This window comes from Roseovarius sp. 10, assembly GCF_033100315.1.
Classification (GTDB): Bacteria; Pseudomonadota; Alphaproteobacteria; order Rhodobacterales; family Rhodobacteraceae; genus M30B80.
In genome coordinates, this window is record NZ_JAWLVH010000001.1 from 835,372 (window position 1) to 854,019 (window position 18,648).

Below are 18,648 nucleotides of genomic sequence, written 5' to 3' on the forward strand. Positions count from 1 at the left end.
CTATAATCCCTTGGCCCGTGCGCGCGCCAAGTGCAGGCGGTAATTCACGCGATACCGCCCAAAGCGCCACAACCTGATCCAAATCGGATCCTTCTGCGCCATTTTTTTGCGGCTATCGCCGACTGTGCCATCGCTCGTCTCTTGCGCGCCTATGGCAATCGTTTGCGGCGCAATCATCGCCACGCGCAAATCAAACTCCCAAAAATGCTTATGATCTTCATCGACAGGGCGGAAAATCGGCGGCACTTTGGCCAATATTTTTTCGGCCCCCGCCCGCGTCAGAACATAGCCCAAAGTGGTAGAGGGAACGCGATCAGGGCGACCCAGCGTAAAGCCCAGCCCAATCGCCTGCGCCTGATCAAGGCGCACAGGCTTGAACGAAAAGAGCTTTACCATATCCCATGCCGCGGGGCGCTTTTGCAGATCATCCTGCAAGGCGGATAGGGTCGCGGCAAAGTCACCCGTGATGCGCAGGTCATCCTCTAGAACCACCGCGGCCTCAGCCCCGCTTTCCAACAGCCACTCAGCGGCCTTGATATGGCTGAGGTAACAGCCAATTTCAGGCGCCACCAAATCATGCCGCGCGTAGCGGCGATTGGCGCGCACATCATAGACGCGGGCCAACTCGCCTTCGGACAGCGCCCGACCATTCACCGCAGGCAGGCGCGTCCATGCGACACCCGCGCCGTCCAACTCTGCGCCGACACGGGCGAGCCGCGTTTCATTGCTGTCCATATTGATGACGTAAACAGGCCAGTCTTGCACGCGCGCCGCTCCTTTATCCTTGGGAATGGCATAGCCCAGCCACGGGTTTGAACACAAGCGCCGCGCATCATTGCTTGCCCCAACAGCCGCTTTCATGACAAATGCGCCGCAAGCAGAAATCACCCCAGAGGCGCGCATGGCGCAAAATATCCCAATCTATGTCGTTAATCTCGACCGCCGCCCTGATCGGCTCGAGCGGATCGGGGATCATCTGCGCGCGCGCGGCGTGACCTTCATTCGTCATTCCGCCTGTGATGCACAAAGCGCGGATGCCGCCCGCATAGATGCTGTGATTGCCGAATATGGCCCCTTGGGTCGGCTTGGTTTGGGTGACCGCGCCTGCACCGTCAGCCACACCGAGGCTTGGGCCGCCTTTCTGCAAACAGACGCGCAATTCGCCCTCTTTTTAGAGGATGACATCTATCTCGCCGCTGATCTGGCCTCTGCGGTAATGACCTCTGATTGGATCCCGCGCGGCACTGAGGCGGTCAAACTTGAGAAATTCAACGAAGGCATATCCAAACTATTGCTTGGCGCGCAAATTGGTCAAACCCCCTCAGGCCGCGCAATCCACCCGATGCGTTCGCGTCATGTCGGGGGTGGGGCCTATATCCTGTCGCGGCGGGGGGCGGAGCTGGCCCTGTCTTGGCGCGGCAAGATGCGGGTGCCGATTGACCATTTCCTGTTCAATGACACGGTCAGCCCCATTCGCCGTGCTTTGGCCGCCAGCATCATTGTGCCCGCGATGGCGACACAGCGCGCCTATGCCTATAATTCTGATATCTCAGGCCTTGGCAAAGCCGTGCGCCCCAAAGGATGGGCCAAAACATGGCGCAAACTCAAACGCGGCAGCGCCGAAATAAACCAAGCCCCCCGCCAAATCTGGCAATGGGCCACGGGGCAAGCGCGGATTGTCGAGGTAGAATTCGCCGAAAACCCACCCAAATAAAAAAGCCCCGCGCGATGCGCGGGGCTTTTGGTTTCACTGTGGCGAGGCTTACGCAGCGCGGGCGAGGTTGCGTAGAACGTAATGCAAGACGCCGCCATTCTCGATATATTCGATCTCAACCGCCGTATCGATCCGACATTTCAGCGTGATCGTTTTCACGCTGCCATCGGCATAGGTGATATCACAGGGCACTTCGGCCAAGGGTGTGATTGTATCCAAGCCCTTGATTGCCACGGTTTCATCGCCCGTCAGACCCAAGGTCTTGCGGGTGTCGCCGCCTGTGAATTCGAACGGGATTACCCCCATACCAACGAGGTTGGAGCGGTGGATGCGCTCAAAGCTTTCTGCGATCACGGCTTTGACACCCAAAAGGGCGGTGCCTTTTGCAGCCCAGTCACGGCTTGAGCCCGCGCCATATTGCTCGCCCCCAAAGATCACCAAGGGCGTGCCTTGCTCTTGATAGGCCATTGCCGCGTCAAAGATCGAGGTCTGCGCGCCATCTGGGCCTTTGGTATAGCCGCCTTCAACGCCATCCAACATCTCATTCTTGATGCGGATATTGGCGAATGTGCCGCGCATCATGATCTCGTGATTGCCACGGCGCGCGCCGTAAGAGTTGAACTCGCGTACAGGCACCTGACGCTCGATCAGATATTGACCCGCAGGGGTGGTGTCCTTGAACGATCCTGCAGGGCTGATGTGGTCTGTGGTGATCATATCGCCCAAAAGCGCCAGAACCTTGGCCCCTTCGATATTCTCGATCTTTTTGGTGTCCATCGTGATGCCTTGGAAATAAGGCGGGTTCTGAACATAGGTCGAGGTCGCAGGCCAATCATAGGTCTGCTGATCGGTGGTTTTGACCCCCTGCCATTTCTCATCGCCTTTGAACACATCGGCGTATTTGGCTTGGAACGCTTCGCGCGTCACAGTGCGCTCAACTGTTTCTGCCACTTCTTGCGTGGTTGGCCAAATATCCTTGAGATAAACATCACGGCCATCTGGGGTCTGGGCAATCGGGTCATTGACCAGATCAATATCCATCGTGCCCGCAATCGCATAAGCCACGACCAGCGGCGGCGAGGCGAGATAGTTTGCGCGCACATCAGGGCTGATACGGCCCTCGAAATTACGGTTCCCTGACAGCACCGCGGTGGCGACCAAATCACCCTCGGCAATCGCCTCGGAAATCTCTTTCTGCAGCGGGCCAGAGTTACCGATACAGGTGGTGCAGCCATAGCCCACAAGGTTAAAGCCGACCTTATCAAGATCTTCTTGCAGGCCTGCGGCCTCTAGATAGGCAGATACAACCTGGCTGCCTGGCGCAAGCGATGTCTTGACCCATGGTTTACGGGTCAGGCCCAATTCAGCGGCTTTGCGCGCCACAAGACCTGCGCCAATCATCACATAAGGGTTCGATGTGTTGGTGCAGGAGGTGATCGAAGCAATTACAACCTTGCCTGATTCCATGCTGTAATCTTCGCCTTTGACGGCGACCTGCTTGCCCAAAGGACGCTTGAACGTTTCTTCCATTTCCTTGCGGAAGGCGGATTTTGCGCTCGACAGCGCCACATAATCTTGTGGGCGTTTTGGGCCAGAAATGGCAGGCACGATCGTGCCCATGTCCAATTCCAACGTGTCGGTATAAACGGGCGCGTAATTCGCATCGCGCCAGAACCCGTTTTCCTTGGCATAGGTTTCGACCAAGGCGATAACCTCTTCCTCGCGGCCCGTGTTGCGCAGGTAACGCAGGGTTTCATCATCAATTGGGAAGAAGCCACATGTCGCGCCATATTCCGGCGCCATGTTGGCGATGGTCGCGCGATCCGCCAAAGGCAGGCGATCCAAACCTTCGCCGTAGAATTCAACGAATTTGCCAACCACGCCTTTCTTGCGCAGCATTTCCACAACTTTCAGCACAAGGTCAGTGCCTGTCGTGCCTTCCACCATTGCGCCCGTCAATTTAAAGCCAATCACTTCGGGGATCAGCATCGAGATCGGTTGACCAAGCATTGCGGCCTCTGCCTCGATACCGCCAACGCCCCATCCCAAAACAGCCGCGCCATTGACCATGGTGGTGTGGCTGTCTGTGCCAACAAGCGTATCAGGATAGGCGACCAAATCGCCGTTCTGATCCACATCCGACCAAACCGTTTTGGCCAGATATTCAAGGTTCACTTGGTGACAAATCCCCGTTCCAGGAGGCACAACGCGGAAATTGTTGAATGCGTTCTGGCCCCATTTGAGGAAGGTGTAACGCTCCATGTTGCGCTCATATTCGCGATCCACATTCATCTGGAAGGCGCGCGGATTGCCAAACTCGTCAATCATCACGGAGTGGTCAATGACCAAATCCACGGGGTTCAGCGGGTTAATCTTGTCAGGGTTGCCGCCAAGCGCCTTGATCCCGTCCCGCATCGCGGCCAGATCCACCACCGCAGGCACGCCTGTGAAATCCTGCATCAAAACGCGGGCGGGGCGATAGGCGATCTCGCGCGGGTTTTGACCACCCAACTTGGCCCATTCAGCAAAGGCCTTGATGTCATCGACACTGACCGTCTTACCATCTTCGAATCGTAGCATATTCTCCAGCACCACTTTCAACGCGGCAGGCAATTTCGAGAAATCGCCAAGCCCCGCGGCCTCAGCGGCGGCGATGGAATAATAGGCATAGGTTTTTCCCCCTGCCGTCAGGGTCTTGCGGGTCGCGGCGCTATCGTGGCCTACGGTGATGGGCATATTTGCCTCCCTCATCGAAAAAACGGGTTGAACGGTCACGGCCTTAGCCCTTGCTTTTGGATGTGGCAATGGGGGTTGGTCGCGTTTGTATGCCGTTGCATACATTTTTTCACAGGCAGGCGCAAGCATTCCTGTTTGCGCGCTTTCCAAATTCTTAAATTCCGTTTAGCTGTGAAGCTATGATGTTGGAAATCACCTCTCTGGCCTGCGCGCGTGGCGCTGTGCAAGTGTTGCAAAATGTCGACCTCACCCTCTCTGCGGGCGAGGCCGTGGTGCTGCGCGGGCCGAATGGGGCAGGTAAAACCACGCTGTTGCGGATCATCGCGGGGCTAGCCCCCGCCCTGTCGGGACAGATCAGTTGCGCCAGCGATAGCATCGCCTATAGCGGTCACGCAGACGGGATCAAAACCAGTCTAACCGTGGCGCAAAACCTGAATTTTTGGGCAGGTGTTTTTGGACAACGTGACATCACGCCTGCGCTTGATGCGTTTGATCTGCATGATCTGCGTGACCGCCCTGCAGGCGAAATGAGTGCAGGTCAAAAACGCCGCCTCAGCCTTGCGCGGCTCTTAGTGACGGGGCGCCCCATTTGGTGCCTTGATGAGCCGACAGTGTCGCTTGACCAAGAAAATGTCGCGCGCTTTGCTGCCGCCGTGCAGGCGCATTTGGCCCGTGGCGGGGCCGCATTGATTGCCACCCATATTGATCTCGGGCTGGCCGAGGCGCGAATTTTCGACATCAAACCTTTCATGTGCAAAAAGTTAGCCGAGACTGACCCGTTTTCGGATTGGGGGGCGGCATGATCGGTCTTTTGATACGCGACTTGCGGTTGGCCGTAAAAGCGGGGGGCGGCTTTGGCCTTGCGCTTGCTTTTTTCTTGATCGTTTCGGTTCTGGTGCCGTTCGGGATCGGGCCAGAAACGGGTTTGCTGCGCGAGGTGTCGGGGGGCGTTTTGTGGCTTGGCGCACTTTTGGCCTGCCTTTTATCACTGGATCGGATCTTTGCCCTTGATTGGGAAGATGGCAGTCTTGAACTTCTGGCAACCTCCCCCCTGCCCCTTGAGATGGTCGCAATCACCAAATCTGCGGCGCATTGGATCACCACGGGGCTGCCCTTGGCCTTGGTGGCGCCGCTTTTGGGGCTGTTGTTGAATTTGCCCGAAGACGGGTTTCTGTGGCTTGTCATCTCGCTTTTGGTAGGAACGCCCGCCCTTTCGGCCATTGGCACATTTGGCGCGGCTTTGACGGTGGGGATGCGGCGGGGCGGGTTGTTGCTGTCGCTATTGGTGCTGCCGCTCTATGTGCCCAGTTTACTTTTTGGGTCGATGGTCGTCTCATACGGGGCCTCTGGCGAGGCGGTTGGCACCCCTTTGGCCCTATTGGCGGCCATCAGTCTGGGCAGTTTGGCGATTTTGCCCTTTGCTTCGGCCTCTGTCCTCCGCGTCAATCTGCGCTAGGCTGCCGCTCTTTCAGCCCCTTGTGGCCTTGCGGCGCTGCGACTAATCTCTGCGCTCATGAGCATATGGGAATACGCAAATCCGCGAAAATTTATGTCGCTGTCGGGCGCGGTTCTGCCATGGGTGACGGCCCTTGCCGTTGCCATGGTGGTGGGTGGGCTGATCTGGGGGTTTTTCTTCACCCCGAATGATTTTCGCCAAGGCGCGACTGTCAAAATCATCTATATCCATGTGCCTGCCGCGATTATGGGTTCGGGCACATGGTTTATGATGTTGGCCGCCTCGTTGGTTTGGGTCATTCGCCGCCACCATGTCAGCGCCCTCGCGGCCAAGGCCGCGGCCCCCGTTGGGATGGTGTTTACGCTGATCGGCCTGTTCACAGGCGCGGTCTGGGGGCAACCCATGTGGGGCACATGGTGGGAATGGGACCCAAGATTGACCGCATTTTTGATCCTTTTCCTGTTCTATCTGGGCTATATGGCGCTGTGGGCGGCGGTCGAAAACCCCGATACGGCCGCAGACCTGACCGCCGTTCTTTGCCTTGTTGGCACGGTCTTTGCGGTGATTTCGCGCTATGCGATTTTGTTCTGGAACCAAGGCCTGCATCAAGGCGCCTCGCTGTCTATGGATGCCGAGGAAAATGTCGCCGATGTCTTTGCCTATCCGCTTTGGATTTGCATTATCGGCTTTGGCCTTTTGTTTATCTGCCTTGTGCTGTTGCGCACGCGCACTGAAATTCGCGCCCGCCGCCTCAGCGCCCTGATCGCGCAGGAGCGGATGGCATGACAGCTTTCATCTTTCCCGATCTGGGGCCATATGCGGTCGAGGTCTTATCTGCCTATGCAGGGACATTGGCGCTTTTGTTGATCTTGGTGGCAGGCTCTGTTTGGCAGGGGCGCAAAACGCGGATCAGGCTTGAGGAATTCGAAGCGCGCCGCACGGCCAAGCGTCCAAAATCTACGGAAAACCTGTGATGAAATTTCGTCCGATGATGATTGTGCCTTTGGCCGTAACGCTTGGGTTTTTCGGGCTTGCGGCGGTGCAGCTAAGCCGCACGGAGGACGCGCGCAGCATCGGCGTTGACACGGCCGCCCTCCCCTCCACGCGTGAAGGCCGCGTGGCCCCGCATCTTGATCTGACGGCGCTTGACGACACGCCGCTTCTGACCCGTGCCGATCTTGAGGGCAACGGGCTTATCATTCTGAATTTCTTTGCCAGTTGGTGCCCACCCTGCCGCGCCGAGCATCCGACCCTTACCGCATTGGCCGAAGCAGGAAACCCGCTATTTGGCGTAAATTATCGCGATCAATTGGGCCAAGCGCGTGCTTTTTTATCTGAATTGGGCAATCCCTATGACCGCATCGGTCGCGATGAAGAAGCGCGAAATGGGCGCGATTGGGGCGTGGTTGCGATGCCTGAAACCTTCTTTATCAATTCCGAAGGTGTAGTGGTGCTACATTTCCGAGGCCCGATCACGCAACGGGTCTTGGCCAATCAAGTGCTGCCCTCTTTGCAGGACAAAGGTTATGATCTGGTCATACCCGAAGGGTTCGAGGCCACTGAGGGCTAATCAATAGATATAGCGGATTTGATCCGTCCAGAACCGCTCCAATCGTTTTAGCGAATGGTTGATTTGCCCAACACCATCCGCCATGAGAAAGCCTTGCGCCTCTAATTGCCCTGCATGCCGCTCAAAAAGTTCGGCCACGGCATTGCGCACTTCGCGCCCTTTTGGCGTCAGGCGCACCCGCACGGAACGGCGGTCAATATCGCAGCGCTGGTGGTGCATGAACCCCATATCAACCAGTTTCTTGAGGTTATACGACACGTTCGAGCCTTGATAATAGCCACGGCTTTTCAACTCGCCCGCTGTCACCTCATGCTCGCCGATATTGAACAAAAGCAGGGCTTGAACGGAATTGACCTCCAACATCCCCAGACGCTCAAATTCGTCTTTGATCACATCGAGAAGCAGACGATGAAGCCGCTCCACCAAGGCGAGGGATTCAAGATAGCCCGCGGCCAAAGCACGCGATCCTGCGGGAACAATGGGGGTCTCAATACTCATCTGCTACTCCGTGATTCAGTCACGACCCAACAGATGACGGCAAAAAACAAAAAAACCGTTAAGTGCTGCGGTTTAATGTGGCGCGAAACTCACGGCTGATTTGTTCGAGGAATTCTGCGATATGATCAGGCGCGGGTCTTTGCCCAGAAACCCATTGATACAGGTCTTGATCCGCCTCCTCGAGCACCGCCTCGAACAGATCGAGCGTGGCATCATCAGCAGAGGGCAAATGCGCATCTGCCCATCCCCCCAAGATCAAATCCATCTCTTTGATACCCCGATGCCATGCCCGCATCCGAAGACGCTTGAGACGGATTTCGCGGGTCTCTTGGGGGGCTGATTGGGACATAGGCGGCCTCTTCGCTGGGGGCAAATTTACCCCTCTCTACTGCCCACCTGCCTCTTGCACCAGAGTTTGACGCAATCTTTTTTCCAACCGACCCAAGGCTTCGGAGAGTTGGGCTTGCTCGGCACGAATGCGGCGCAGGTCTTTTAGGATCGCACTGGTGTCTTCGCTCAGGGCAGATGCCTCAAACGGGCCATCAATCCCATCGCCGCGCCCTGTCAACAGCCACATAATCGACACGCCCAAAACCCCTGCCAACATCTGCAACTTATTGGCGCGCGGTTCGGCTTGGTCATTTTCCCATGCACGGATCGTCTTGGCTTTGACCCCCATGCGCCGCGCCAGTTCTGCTTGACCCATATTTGCCGCTTCGCGCGCCCCTGCCATACGATCCCCAAATGTGGCTGTATCTTCGTCATACCAGCTTGCATCTGTCTGGGGCTCATGGGTGATCACATCATCGCTCATTGCGGAGGCTCCTTTTCAAATCGGCCAACTTATTTTCACGCTGCACAGCGCGGGCGCGCGCAGCTCTCACTGTTCAACCTAAAAGGGATAAAGGCGCAGGAAATGCATATATGCGGCACTTCGCCCAACAATTCCGCGCTTGAACAGCCTTGCGCCAAACCCTAAAGCTGTGCCGCAGTGAAGTAAACCGCAGGCCCCCGCCTTTGATGCGTGCGCCGCAGAACTGGAGAAATCCAATGGCCTTTTTGTCCGACACGCTTTCGCGGGTCAAACCCTCCCCCACAATCGCCGTCTCCAACCTCGCCGCAGAGTTGAAGGCGCAAGGCAAAGATGTGATTGGGCTTGGCGCAGGTGAGCCTGATTTTGACACCCCCCAAAACATCAAAGACGCGGCCAAAGCCGCGATTGATGCGGGTCGGACCAAATATACTGCGGTGGATGGTATTGCCGAACTCAAGCAGGCGATCTGCAAGAAATTCGAGCGGGAAAATGGCCTAAGCTATAAACCCTCGCAAGTGTCGGTGGGCACGGGCGGCAAGCAAATTTTGTATAATGCGCTGATGGCCACTTTAAACCCCGGCGATGAGGTGATCATCCCTGCCCCCTATTGGGTGAGCTACCCCGATATGGTTCTGCTTGCAGGCGGCACCCCTGTCATCGCAACGGCCACGATTGAAACGAATTTCAAACTGACACCCGAGGCGCTTGAGGCGGCCATTACCCCCAAGACCAAATGGTTCATTTTCAACAGCCCCTCGAACCCCACAGGTGCGGGATATACCCGCGCCGAGTTGAAGGCGCTGACCGATGTGTTGCTGCGCCATCCTCATGTCTGGATCATGTCGGATGATATGTATGAGCATCTGGTCTTTGACGGCTTTGAATTCTGCACCCCGGCCGAAGTGGAGCCCGCCCTTTATGAGCGCACCTTGACCTGTAACGGCGTCTCCAAGGCCTATGCGATGACAGGGTGGCGGATCGGCTATGCGGCAGGCCCCGAGAACCTGATTGGCGCGATGCGCAAAATTCAAAGTCAGTCCACCTCGAACCCCTCATCGGTCAGCCAATGGGCCGCTGTTGAGGCGCTCAATGGCCCGCAGGATTTCTTGGCGGATAACGTGGCGCTGTTCTTGCGCCGCCGCAATCTGGTGGTTGAGATGCTGAACGCGGCAGAGGGCATCACCTGCCCAACACCAGACGGGGCATTTTATGTCTATCCGTCCATTGCAGGCTGCATCAGCAAGACCAGCCCCGCTGGCAAAAAGATCGAAACGGATGAGGATTTCGCAACAGCCCTTCTCGAGGAAGAGGGCGTGGCTGTGGTCTTTGGGGGGGCCTTTGGCCTATCGCCCAATTTCCGCGTGTCCTATGCGACATCGGATGACAATCTACGCGAGGCGTGCAGCCGCATCCAACGCTTCTGCGCAAGCCTGAAATAATCTTTGTTCTGTGAACAACTCCCCCACCCGCAGCAGCGCCGCAAGCGCCTGCTGCGGGTGGCACACAAATCCCCCATAAATCAACGCCACAGCGCAAGGTCACTTGACCTTTTGACCAAAGCCGCGCAGGGTCATACGGCTGTATAACTGGGGTATCTGTGTCGTTGGGGGGCCATGGCCGAGCTGCCTGAATTTTATTTCCGCGTGCGTGAAAACGGGGCATCGGTGTTTCGGGTTGATACCGAAAACCGCCACCGCCGTATTGAAATGCACGAGATTGCCATGGTGAATATCCGCAATGGCAATATCAAAGCGCATGGCGCGCATGAGTTAACCGCAGACGAGACCACCGCAATAACCCAATGGATGGAGGCGCGCCGCGCCCTGCTCAAGCGCCGTGACCTCGATGACATTCACCGCACCATCGACCATCTCAACGAAACGGCACATTGGGCGCAATCCCGCGCCGATGATGAGGATCTCGAGGATTTCACTGATCGCTTGCTTTTGGCGATGCATGATCTGCGCAGCGTTTTGGTGCGCAAGAAGGCCGAACGGGTCAATCGCGATCAGTCGCGATAATAATTCGTCACCAAATCCAAATCTTTGCGCGGCCCCGTAATACGACATTGGCACTGCCACTGCCGCGGAAGTGCCTCAAACTGATAGCGCAAGATGTAGAGATCAGGGGCACAGTCATGGCGCGCAGGGTGATCCGCGGCGCGAATGAGGTGAAAGGGGCGGGTATCGTCAAAATCCACTTGCCAACCCTCTGGGACGCGCCGCCAAATATAGCGCCGCTCCGCCTCAAAGATTTGACCCGCGCCATAGTTCAAACGCCCTGCCTCGTGATAGCGCAGGACACCATCCTCAGCGGGGGTGAACCGCGCATGCCCTTCGAAATGACCGTGCATTTCTGCGCGGTGATCGTGGATCTCGCGCGCGACCCGCCACGCGCCTGCCAGCGCGTCACTTTCTGGTATTAGGGCGCAATGATCCAATTTGGCCTCCCTCATGGTCGCAGGCGGTCGAAAAGCGGTTTCCCCTTCTGTGACATTTAGATTAGAAGGCGCGCAACCCCTTTGAAACTGCATTACAGAAGGTTCGCCCATGATCCCCCGCTATGCCCGCCCTGAAATGGTTGCCATTTGGTCGCCCGAAACCAAATTCCGCATCTGGTATGAGATCGAAGCCCATGCCTGCGATGCGCAGGCCGAGCTTGGCGTGATCCCCCGCGAAAACGCCGCCGCCGTTTGGAAGGCCAAGGATGTAGAATTCGATGTGGCCCGCATTGACGAGATTGAAGCTGTCACCAAGCATGATGTGATCGCCTTTCTTACCCATTTGGCCGAGCATATCGGGTCTGAGGATGCGCGGTTCGTGCATCAGGGCATGACCTCATCAGACGTTCTGGACACCACCCTGAACGTGCAGCTTGTGCGCGCGGCGGATATTTTGCTGGCGGATCTGGAGAAGGTCTTAGCCGCGCTCAAAACCCGCGCGATAGAGCATAAAGACACCGTTCGGATTGGCCGCAGCCACGGCATTCACGCAGAACCCACCACAATGGGCCTGACCTTTGCCCGCTTCTATGCGGAAATGGATCGCAACAAGGCCCGCCTGCAAGCCGCGCGTGCCGAGATCGCCACGGGTGCGATTTCAGGCGCGGTTGGCACATTCGCCAATATCGACCCCGCCGTTGAGGAACATGTCTGCAAAATGATGGGCCTTTCGCCTGAGCCGATTTCAACCCAAGTGATCCCTCGCGATCGTCACGCGATGTTCTTTGCCACGCTTGGCGTCATTGCAAGCAGCATTGAAAATATCGCAATCGAAATCCGTCATATGCAACGCACTGAAGTGCTTGAAGCAGAAGAATTCTTCTCTGCGGGGCAAAAGGGCTCCTCGGCAATGCCGCATAAGCGCAACCCTGTCTTGACCGAAAACCTGACAGGGCTTGCGCGGCTTGTGCGAATGGCGGTGATCCCCGCAATGGAAAATGTCGCGCTTTGGCACGAGCGGGATATCTCGCACAGTTCAGTAGAGCGCGGGATTGCCCCTGATGCCACCATCACCTTGGACTTCGCATTAAACCGCTTGGCGGGCGTTGTCGAAAAACTGGTGATCTATCCCGAAACCATGCTTGCCAATATGAACAAGTTTAAGGGTTTGGTGATGTCGCAGCGCGTGCTTTTGGCGTTGACCCAAGCGGGCGTCAGCCGCGAGGACGCCTATCGCCTTGTCCAACGCAACGCGATGAAAGTTTGGGAGCAAGGGGCTGATTTCAAAACCGAACTTCTCGCAGATGCCGAAGTGACCGCCGCACTGAGCGCCGCAGAAATCGAAGAGAAATTCGACCTCGGCTATCACACCAAACACGTAGACACGATTTTCAAGCGCGTTTTTGGCTAAGGGCCAAAGACGGCAGCACCCGCAACAAACCCCGCCCCTCAAAGGCGGGGTTTTCCTTTTAAATCGTGTAAAATCTTGCACATAACATCACGTTTTGACCTCCGCATGCTAGGCAATGATTAAGGATTTGCCGCCACATTCGCCCATGGGTGAAGCGAGATCTGGGTGATGCGCATGGATATGCTGTCGGATGATACAGAGAATATGGCCGTTGCCGGGCGGGTCAAAGACCCCTTGAGCGGTGCAAGTTTTTCAGAAACGCAGGAGGAAGAAATCCTTGGGCCTGCCGCGATGGCTATCCAAGGCCTGCCTTCGCGCGCCGCGCGGGTGCGGCCGCTGAAACCCTCGCAAAAGGCGGCGGTGATTGTGCGTCTGCTTCTGTCGCAGGGACTAACCCCCTCGATTGACCGCCTGCCCCCAGAACACCAAGAAACCCTTGCATTGACCATGTCGCGTTTGGGGCCGATCAACCGCGACACGCTTTATGCCGTGATCCGCGAATTTGCCGAAGCCTTGGATGATCTGGCGCTGACCTTTCCCAGTGCCCTGCCCGATGCCGTGCAACTGTTGGAACAGCACCTCTCCCCCAATGCCGCAGAGAATCTGAAATCCAAAGCTGCCGCAGGGGATGGGTCAGACCCGTGGCCCATTTTGGCCGCCATGCCCGCCGAACGGCTTGCCCCGCTTTTGGTGCATGAAAGCGCCGAGGTTTGCGCCATTTTGCTTTCAAAAATTGGCGTGGCTAAGGCCGCCGAAATTCTGGCAGGCCTGCCCGAGGATCGCGCGCCACAAGTGGCCCATGCAATCTCCCTCACCTCGACTGTGACCCCAACGATGGTTGAGAAAATTGGCAAGGCCCTATTAAAACAAATGCAATCTCAGCCACGTTCAGTGTTCAAGGCATCCGCAGTCGAACGTGTTGGGGCCATGCTCAACGCTGCGCGCGGCACAGCGCGCGAGGCGATCCTCAAAGGGTTGATGGAACGCGACGCCGCCTTCGGCGAGGATGTGAAGCGCGCCATCTTTACCTTCGAGCATATTCCACGCCGTTTGGATGCCAAAGATGTGGCCAAGGTTATGCGTAGAGTGGATGGTGAAACCATGCTGACCGCCTTGGCCGCTGGTTTGAAATCCTGCCCTGCAGTGGTGGAGTTCTTGCTTGGCAATATGTCCAAGCGCTTGGCCGAACAAATCCGCGAAGATGCCAATGCCCGCGAGACCCCGCGCCTTGAGGAAGGGGAGGCCGCAATGAACAGCGTCATTGCCGCGATCCGTGACTTGGAGGAGGCAGGCGAATTGCGCCTAATCCCGCCCGAGGAATAAACGCCCTTAGCCTGCGTTGCTGCGCAGCACGGCACCAGGGTTCATGATGCCTTGCGGGTCAAGCGCGGCCTTGATCGCGCGCATGGCGGCCAATTTGGCAGGGTCGCCATAGCGTTCAAGGTCATCGACCTTAAGCCGCCCGATCCCATGTTCGGCAGATACGGATCCGCCCATCTCATGCACCAGATCATGCATGGCGCGCTTGATCACATCGCGCTCGGCCAGATGATCCGCACGCGTTTTGCCTGGCATGGGGAAGATGTTGTAATGCAAATTCCCATCCCCCATATGGCCAAAGCAATTATGGCGGAAATCCCCGATCTCGGCGATGCGCGCAGGAATGTCAGCAATGAATTGCGGCACCAGCCCCACGGGCAAAGAGATGTCATGGGAACTGACCGCGCCGATGCGCCGATTGGCCTCGGGTATGTTTTCGCGCAAGGCCCAGAAATCATCCCGCTGCGCCATGGATTGGGCAATCACCCCATCACTGACCAAATCCGCCTCAAAAGCACGGGCAAATAGCCCCTCCAAAAGCGCGGCGGGATCTTGCCCCGCGCCAAGGCCCAAATCGATCAAGACGCACCATTCGGGGATGTCATCAAAAGGTTGACGCAAATCTGGCCCGACCTCGGCCAAGAAATCAAACCCTTGGCGGTGCATCAATTCAAAGGCCGAAAGCCCCTCGCCCACCATATCCTGCGTCATTCGCAACAAAGACAGGGCCGCGCGTGGATCGGGCACCGCCATCAGGGCCGCGCCTTGTGCCGCAGGCTCAGGGAAAAGCCGCAAACTGGCCGCTGTAATGATGCCCAATGTGCCCTCAGAGCCAATCAACAAATGGCGCAGATCATAGCCCGTGTTATCTTTACGCAGAGGCGACAGCCCGTGAAAAATGCTGCCATCGGGCATCACCGCCTCAATGCCCAAAACCAAATCCCGTGCATTGCCATAACGCAGAACATTCACCCCGCCCGCATTGGTCGCCAAAAGGCCGCCTATGCGCGCCGATCCTTGGCTTGCAAGGCTTAAGGGGAAAAGCAGCCCCGCCTTTTGCGCGGTCGCGTGAATATCAGCCAAGATAACACCCGCCTCAACGGTTAGGCTGCGCCCATCTTCGTCCATCGCGCGGATCGCGCGCATCCGCTCGAGTGATAAAATCACGCCATGATCAAAATTTTCAGACAGCTGCCCACCGACCAAGCCCGTGCCGCCGCCATAGGGGATCACCGCCACCCGATGCGCCGCACAGGCGCGCAGGGCCAAAGCAACCTCCTCGGTAGAGCGCGGTGCCAAAACAGCCGCAGCTTTGCCCTGCCACCGCCCTCGCGGTTCTTCGAGATAGTTCGGGGTCGCCTCGCGCCAGATATCTGCGGGCAAATCGCCCTTCACCGCGTCAAGTTTTGATGAAGCTGTCACGCCTGTCCCCCTTACACCCACAAAGCCTTAGCCCACTTCGGTGCGGCCACGGCGGTCACTGCGCAAATTGGCGTAAAGCACATGATTGCGCCAGCGCCCATTGATCTGCAAATAGCTTTGCGCGACCCCCTCATATTTATAGCCGCATTTCTCCAAAAGACCACGGGAAGGGGTGTTTTCAGGCAAACAGGCGCTTTCGATACGGGACAGATCAAGACGGGTAAAAGCATAGTGGATCAAGGCCACCACCGCCTCGCGCATATATCCGTTGCGCGCATATGGCTGCCCAATCCAATAGCCAATCGTTCCCGCCTGCGCGGGGCCACGGCGAATATTGTCCAATGTGACCGCGCCAAGCAGGCGTTGGTCTTCGCGGCGGATCAAAAACAGCGGCAGCGCGCTTTCTTCCGATGAGGCACGCTGTGCCCAATAGACCCGCGCAGAAAAGCTTTTTCGGGTCAGATGATCCGATGACCAAGCAGGCTCCCATGGCTGCAGAAAGGCGGCTGACGCTTCACGCAATCCCGCCCAATGGCGATAATCCTCATGCAGAGGCAGGCGCAGGGTCATGCGCTCGGTTTCAATGGCAAGTTTCGGCCGCCGCCTCAGCATCAAGCCGCCAAACGCTGCGTCAATTGCGCGTAATCAGGCGCTTTGCTGACGGGCCCATAAAGCGCCAAGGCAAGCGCGCCGCTTTCGGCAATCCCTGCGCCAAAGTCACAAATATGCGCAAGGCTGACCGCATCAATCCGCGCCACAGTTTCCTCTAGGGGCGGCACACGATCCCAGATGGCCAAAACCCGTGCCAGACGTTCAGCGCGGGAAGATGGGCTTTCAAGCCCCATCAAAAGCCCCGCTTTCATCTGCGCGCGCGCACGATCAAGCTCGGCTTGGTTCAAATCACTCGCGGCGCGCTTGATCTCATCCATGCTCAAAAGCGCCAAATCCCCCACATCCTTACCGCCCGTGCCTGCGTAAATGGTAAGAAGGCCCGTTTCATCAAAGGCCCCCACTTGGGCAAAAATCGAATAGCACAGGCCACGCTTTTCGCGCAGTTCTTGGAAAAGGCGCGAGGACATGCCCCCGCCAAGCGCGCTTGCGTAAATCTGCGCGGTATAGATGTCGTCAGACCGATATCCAGGTGTTTCAAAGGCCATCGCAATATGGGCCTGTTCCAGTTTCTTGACCTTGCGGAATTCTCCGCCTGCAAATTGCGCCAAAGGTGCTGGGGCCGCGCGGCGTGAGGGTAAATGGCCAAAATTCTCTTCGGCCAGTCGCACGATCTGCGCATGATCCACCGCCCCTGCGGCCGATAGGATCATCTGATCGGGGCCATAATGTTCGGTCACGAATTGGCCGAAATCCTCGCGACCAAAGCCGCGTACCCGCTCACTGGGGCCAAGAATGGTGCGCCCAAGCGGTTGGTTGGGATAGGCCGTTTCCTGAAGCCAGTCGAAAATTACATCATCAGGCGTGTCATTCGCCTGACCGATTTCTTGCAGGATGACGCCCCGCTCAACCTCGATCTCGCGGGGATCAAACACAGGGTTCAGCACGATATCGGCAATCATATCAAGGGCAAGGGGCACATCTTGCTCCAACACGCGCGCGTAATAGGCGGTGACTTCGCGCGAGGTATAGGCGTTGATATAGCCGCCTACATCTTCGATCTCCTCGGCGATTTGCAGCGCGCTGCGCCGTTTCGTGCCCTTAAACGCCATATGTTCAAGGAAATGCGCGATGCCGTTTTGCTCGACCCGCTCATGGCGCCCGCCTGCGGACACCCAAACCCCGATTGCTGCGGATTGCAGCCCCTCCATCCGTTCGGTGATCACCCGCAACCCGTTGGAGAGTTGGTGCATCTCAACACTCATGCGGCCACCTTTTCGCGGATCAGCGCCTCAAGGGCGGCAAGGTCATTTGGCACGCGCTGCACCCGTTCGGAACGCTCGAACAAATCTGCCATATGGGGCGGCAATGCGGGGCGGATGCCTGTTGCCGCCTCGACCGCATCGGGGAATTTCGCAGGATGCGCTGTGGCCAATGTAACCATCGGGGTCGTCCCAAGGTGATCTTGGGCCACATGAACCCCGACTGCGGAATGGGGGCAAAGCAGCTCGCCCGATGTTGACAGGCAAGATGTGATCATCGCGGATGTCTCATCCTCGCTCGCACGACCCGAGGCAAAGATGTCCCGCAAAGCCTCAAGCGCGCCTTGGCTGATGTCAAACCCGCCTTCGGATTTCAACGCAGCCATGGATTGCACAACCGCGCCTGCGTCACGACCATATGCATCAAACAATGCCCGCTCAAAGTTGGACGACACTTCGATATCCATCGAAGGGCTGATTGTGGCCTGCACACCGCCCATATGATAGCCGCCCGTGCGCAAGGCGCGATCCAAAATGTCATTGCTATTGGTCGCCACCACAAGACGATCAATCGGCAGACCCATTTGGCGCGCGATATAGCCCGCGAAAATATCGCCGAAATTGCCAGTCGGCACGGTAAAGCTGACGGCACGATGTGGCGCGCCAAGGCTGACTGCGGCGGTGAAATAATAAACAACCTGCGCCATGACACGCGCCCAGTTGATCGAGTTCACCCCTGCCAAGCGCACCTCATCGCGAAAGGTGAGATCATTGAACATATCTTTGAGCCGCGCCTGCGCATCGTCAAATGTGCCGTCAATAGCCAAAGCATGGGCATTGGCCTCGGTGACCGTGGTCATTTGGCGGCGCTGCACCTCGGACACACGGCCATGGGGGAACAGGATGAACACCGACACCGCATCAAGCCCGCGAAATGCCTCCATCGCGGCAGAGCCTGTATCGCCTGACGTTGCCCCCACAATGGTCACATGCTGCCCGCGTTTGGTCAGGCTATGCTCAAACATTTGCCCAATAAGCTGCATCGCAAAATCTTTGAACGCCAAGGTGGGGCCGTGGAACAATTCCATCAGGAAATGATTGGGTGCCAATTCCTTGAGCGGGGCGCGGCTTGCGTGGCGAAAGCCCTGATAGGCGCGGGTGATGATATCGCCAAATTCACTATCGCTGAATGTATCGCCCACAAAGGGGCGCATCACGCGAAAGGCGACCTCCTCATAAGGCAGACCCGCCATTGCGGCGATCTCCGCATGGCTCAACTGTGGGACGCTTGCAGGCACATACAGCCCCCCATCACGGGCAAGCCCCGTCAACATGGCGTCCTCAAATGTCAGTTCAGGCGCTGTGCCGCGTGTCGAGATGTAGCGCATGGTTATTG

20 protein-coding genes are annotated in these 18,648 nt (G+C 57.3%); 10 read left to right on the forward strand and 10 right to left on the reverse strand.

Annotated features, from left to right (window positions below):
• Complete coding sequence (locus RYZ18_RS04235; protein ID WP_317655131.1) at nucleotides 1-861, reverse strand: glycosyltransferase family 25 protein; 861 nt, start codon at nucleotides 859-861, stop codon at nucleotides 1-3.
• Between RYZ18_RS04235 and RYZ18_RS04240 the strand changes: the two genes are divergently transcribed.
• Entirely contained in the window at nucleotides 860-1,714 is an 855-nt protein-coding gene (locus tag RYZ18_RS04240; RefSeq protein ID WP_317655132.1) for a glycosyltransferase family 25 protein, read from the forward strand. The genes RYZ18_RS04235 and RYZ18_RS04240 overlap by 2 nt on opposite strands.
• A gap of 48 nt (nucleotides 1,715-1,762) precedes the next feature.
• Here RYZ18_RS04240 and acnA read toward each other — a convergent pair whose 3' ends face one another.
• Nucleotides 1,763-4,450 (reverse strand): aconitate hydratase AcnA, encoded by a 2,688-nt coding sequence (gene acnA, locus RYZ18_RS04245; protein WP_317655133.1) that lies wholly within the window; start codon nucleotides 4,448-4,450, stop codon nucleotides 1,763-1,765.
• Nucleotides 4,451-4,629: 179 nt separating this feature from the next.
• Here acnA and ccmA point away from each other — a divergent pair, with 179 nt between their 5' ends.
• The 5 genes from ccmA to RYZ18_RS04270 are packed head-to-tail and all read left to right on the forward strand — an operon-like array spanning nucleotide 4,630 to nucleotide 7,476.
• Entirely contained in the window at nucleotides 4,630-5,253 is a 624-nt protein-coding gene (gene ccmA, locus RYZ18_RS04250) for a heme ABC exporter ATP-binding protein CcmA (protein WP_317655134.1), read from the forward strand.
• Nucleotides 5,250-5,906, forward strand: a complete 657-nt coding sequence (gene ccmB / locus RYZ18_RS04255; RefSeq protein ID WP_317655135.1) for a heme exporter protein CcmB — start codon at nucleotides 5,250-5,252, stop codon at nucleotides 5,904-5,906. Before ccmA ends, ccmB begins: the two co-directional genes overlap by 4 nt.
• A gap of 57 nt (nucleotides 5,907-5,963) precedes the next feature.
• On the forward strand, nucleotides 5,964-6,692 hold the full coding sequence (locus tag RYZ18_RS04260) for a heme ABC transporter permease (protein WP_317655136.1): 729 nt from the start codon (nucleotides 5,964-5,966) through the stop codon (nucleotides 6,690-6,692).
• Nucleotides 6,689-6,880, forward strand: coding sequence for a heme exporter protein CcmD (gene ccmD / locus RYZ18_RS04265; RefSeq protein WP_317655137.1), 192 nt, complete (start codon nucleotides 6,689-6,691; stop codon nucleotides 6,878-6,880). Before RYZ18_RS04260 ends, ccmD begins: the two co-directional genes overlap by 4 nt.
• Nucleotides 6,880-7,476, forward strand: coding sequence for a DsbE family thiol:disulfide interchange protein (locus RYZ18_RS04270; protein ID WP_317655138.1), 597 nt, complete (start codon nucleotides 6,880-6,882; stop codon nucleotides 7,474-7,476). The genes ccmD and RYZ18_RS04270 overlap by 1 nt, the downstream gene beginning before the upstream one ends.
• Here RYZ18_RS04270 and RYZ18_RS04275 read toward each other — a convergent pair whose 3' ends face one another.
• From RYZ18_RS04275 to RYZ18_RS04285, 3 genes are read right to left on the reverse strand one after another with little or no spacing between them, the layout of a single operon-like run.
• Nucleotides 7,477-7,974: a MarR family winged helix-turn-helix transcriptional regulator gene (locus tag RYZ18_RS04275; RefSeq protein ID WP_317655139.1), complete on the reverse strand. Its 498-nt coding sequence runs from the start codon at nucleotides 7,972-7,974 to the stop codon at nucleotides 7,477-7,479. It abuts the gene before it with no gap.
• 58 nt (nucleotides 7,975-8,032) lie between these two features.
• On the reverse strand, nucleotides 8,033-8,323 hold the full coding sequence (locus RYZ18_RS04280) for a succinate dehydrogenase assembly factor 2 (RefSeq protein ID WP_317655140.1): 291 nt from the start codon (nucleotides 8,321-8,323) through the stop codon (nucleotides 8,033-8,035).
• Nucleotides 8,324-8,359: 36 nt separating this feature from the next.
• Entirely contained in the window at nucleotides 8,360-8,788 is a 429-nt protein-coding gene (locus RYZ18_RS04285; protein ID WP_317655141.1) for a multiprotein-bridging factor 1 family protein, read from the reverse strand.
• Nucleotides 8,789-9,024: 236 nt separating this feature from the next.
• Here RYZ18_RS04285 and RYZ18_RS04290 point away from each other — a divergent pair, with 236 nt between their 5' ends.
• On the forward strand, nucleotides 9,025-10,227 hold the full coding sequence (locus tag RYZ18_RS04290; RefSeq protein WP_317655142.1) for a pyridoxal phosphate-dependent aminotransferase: 1,203 nt from the start codon (nucleotides 9,025-9,027) through the stop codon (nucleotides 10,225-10,227).
• Nucleotides 10,228-10,401: 174 nt separating this feature from the next.
• Entirely contained in the window at nucleotides 10,402-10,809 is a 408-nt protein-coding gene (locus tag RYZ18_RS04295) for a hypothetical protein (protein ID WP_317655143.1), read from the forward strand.
• Here RYZ18_RS04295 and RYZ18_RS04300 read toward each other — a convergent pair.
• Nucleotides 10,797-11,228 carry a DUF6314 family protein gene (locus tag RYZ18_RS04300; protein ID WP_317655144.1) on the reverse strand — a complete coding sequence of 144 codons (432 nt, stop codon included), beginning with the start codon at nucleotides 11,226-11,228 and terminating at the stop codon, nucleotides 10,797-10,799. The genes RYZ18_RS04295 and RYZ18_RS04300 overlap by 13 nt on opposite strands.
• A gap of 109 nt (nucleotides 11,229-11,337) precedes the next feature.
• On the opposite strand from RYZ18_RS04300, the gene purB reads away from it, so the two are divergent.
• On the forward strand, nucleotides 11,338-12,639 hold the full coding sequence (gene purB / locus RYZ18_RS04305) for an adenylosuccinate lyase (protein WP_317655145.1): 1,302 nt from the start codon (nucleotides 11,338-11,340) through the stop codon (nucleotides 12,637-12,639).
• A 174-nt stretch (nucleotides 12,640-12,813) separates the two neighbouring features.
• On the forward strand, nucleotides 12,814-13,962 hold the full coding sequence (locus RYZ18_RS04310) for a FliG C-terminal domain-containing protein (RefSeq protein ID WP_317655146.1): 1,149 nt from the start codon (nucleotides 12,814-12,816) through the stop codon (nucleotides 13,960-13,962).
• A gap of 6 nt (nucleotides 13,963-13,968) precedes the next feature.
• On the opposite strand, the gene RYZ18_RS04315 is transcribed toward RYZ18_RS04310, so the two are convergent.
• From RYZ18_RS04315 to thrC, 4 genes are read right to left on the reverse strand one after another with little or no spacing between them, the layout of a single operon-like run.
• Entirely contained in the window at nucleotides 13,969-15,381 is a 1,413-nt protein-coding gene (locus RYZ18_RS04315; RefSeq protein ID WP_317655147.1) for an FAD-binding oxidoreductase, read from the reverse strand.
• Nucleotides 15,382-15,408: 27 nt separating this feature from the next.
• The gene (locus RYZ18_RS04320; RefSeq protein ID WP_317655148.1) at nucleotides 15,409-15,993 is read right to left on the reverse strand and encodes a GNAT family N-acetyltransferase; all 585 of its coding nucleotides are present in this window, start codon (nucleotides 15,991-15,993) and stop codon (nucleotides 15,409-15,411) included.
• Complete coding sequence (locus tag RYZ18_RS04325) at nucleotides 15,993-17,255, reverse strand: M16 family metallopeptidase (protein WP_317655149.1); 1,263 nt, start codon at nucleotides 17,253-17,255, stop codon at nucleotides 15,993-15,995. Before RYZ18_RS04325 ends, RYZ18_RS04320 begins: the two co-directional genes overlap by 1 nt.
• Nucleotides 17,252-18,640, reverse strand: coding sequence for a threonine synthase (gene thrC, locus RYZ18_RS04330; RefSeq protein ID WP_317655150.1), 1,389 nt, complete (start codon nucleotides 18,638-18,640; stop codon nucleotides 17,252-17,254). The genes RYZ18_RS04325 and thrC overlap by 4 nt, the downstream gene beginning before the upstream one ends.
• Between the last annotated feature and the right edge of the window lie 8 nt (nucleotides 18,641-18,648).

What these genes read in the sequence shown, in the direction of transcription:
- ccmD (WP_317655137.1), top strand. Translation starts at nt 6,689, where the DNA reads ATGACAGCTTTCATCTTTCCCGATCTGGGGCCATATGCGGTCGAGGTC.
- thrC (WP_317655150.1), bottom strand. Translation starts at nt 18,640, where the DNA reads ATGCGCTACATCTCGACACGCGGCACAGCGCCTGAACTGACATTTGAG.
- RYZ18_RS04235 (WP_317655131.1), bottom strand. Translation starts at nt 861, where the DNA reads ATGAAAGCGGCTGTTGGGGCAAGCAATGATGCGCGGCGCTTGTGTTCA.
- ccmA (WP_317655134.1), top strand. Translation starts at nt 4,630, where the DNA reads ATGATGTTGGAAATCACCTCTCTGGCCTGCGCGCGTGGCGCTGTGCAA.
- RYZ18_RS04280 (WP_317655140.1), bottom strand. Translation starts at nt 8,323, where the DNA reads ATGTCCCAATCAGCCCCCCAAGAGACCCGCGAAATCCGTCTCAAGCGT.
- RYZ18_RS04270 (WP_317655138.1), top strand. Translation starts at nt 6,880, where the DNA reads ATGAAATTTCGTCCGATGATGATTGTGCCTTTGGCCGTAACGCTTGGG.
- RYZ18_RS04285 (WP_317655141.1), bottom strand. Translation starts at nt 8,788, where the DNA reads ATGAGCGATGATGTGATCACCCATGAGCCCCAGACAGATGCAAGCTGG.
- RYZ18_RS04310 (WP_317655146.1), top strand. Translation starts at nt 12,814, where the DNA reads ATGGATATGCTGTCGGATGATACAGAGAATATGGCCGTTGCCGGGCGG.
- ccmB (WP_317655135.1), top strand. Translation starts at nt 5,250, where the DNA reads ATGATCGGTCTTTTGATACGCGACTTGCGGTTGGCCGTAAAAGCGGGG.
- purB (WP_317655145.1), top strand. Translation starts at nt 11,338, where the DNA reads ATGATCCCCCGCTATGCCCGCCCTGAAATGGTTGCCATTTGGTCGCCC.
- RYZ18_RS04240 (WP_317655132.1), top strand. Translation starts at nt 860, where the DNA reads ATGACAAATGCGCCGCAAGCAGAAATCACCCCAGAGGCGCGCATGGCG.
- RYZ18_RS04275 (WP_317655139.1), bottom strand. Translation starts at nt 7,974, where the DNA reads ATGAGTATTGAGACCCCCATTGTTCCCGCAGGATCGCGTGCTTTGGCC.
- RYZ18_RS04295 (WP_317655143.1), top strand. Translation starts at nt 10,402, where the DNA reads ATGGCCGAGCTGCCTGAATTTTATTTCCGCGTGCGTGAAAACGGGGCA.
- RYZ18_RS04325 (WP_317655149.1), bottom strand. Translation starts at nt 17,255, where the DNA reads ATGAGTGTTGAGATGCACCAACTCTCCAACGGGTTGCGGGTGATCACC.
- RYZ18_RS04290 (WP_317655142.1), top strand. Translation starts at nt 9,025, where the DNA reads ATGGCCTTTTTGTCCGACACGCTTTCGCGGGTCAAACCCTCCCCCACA.
- RYZ18_RS04260 (WP_317655136.1), top strand. Translation starts at nt 5,964, where the DNA reads ATGAGCATATGGGAATACGCAAATCCGCGAAAATTTATGTCGCTGTCG.
- acnA (WP_317655133.1), bottom strand. Translation starts at nt 4,450, where the DNA reads ATGCCCATCACCGTAGGCCACGATAGCGCCGCGACCCGCAAGACCCTG.
- RYZ18_RS04320 (WP_317655148.1), bottom strand. Translation starts at nt 15,993, where the DNA reads ATGCTGAGGCGGCGGCCGAAACTTGCCATTGAAACCGAGCGCATGACC.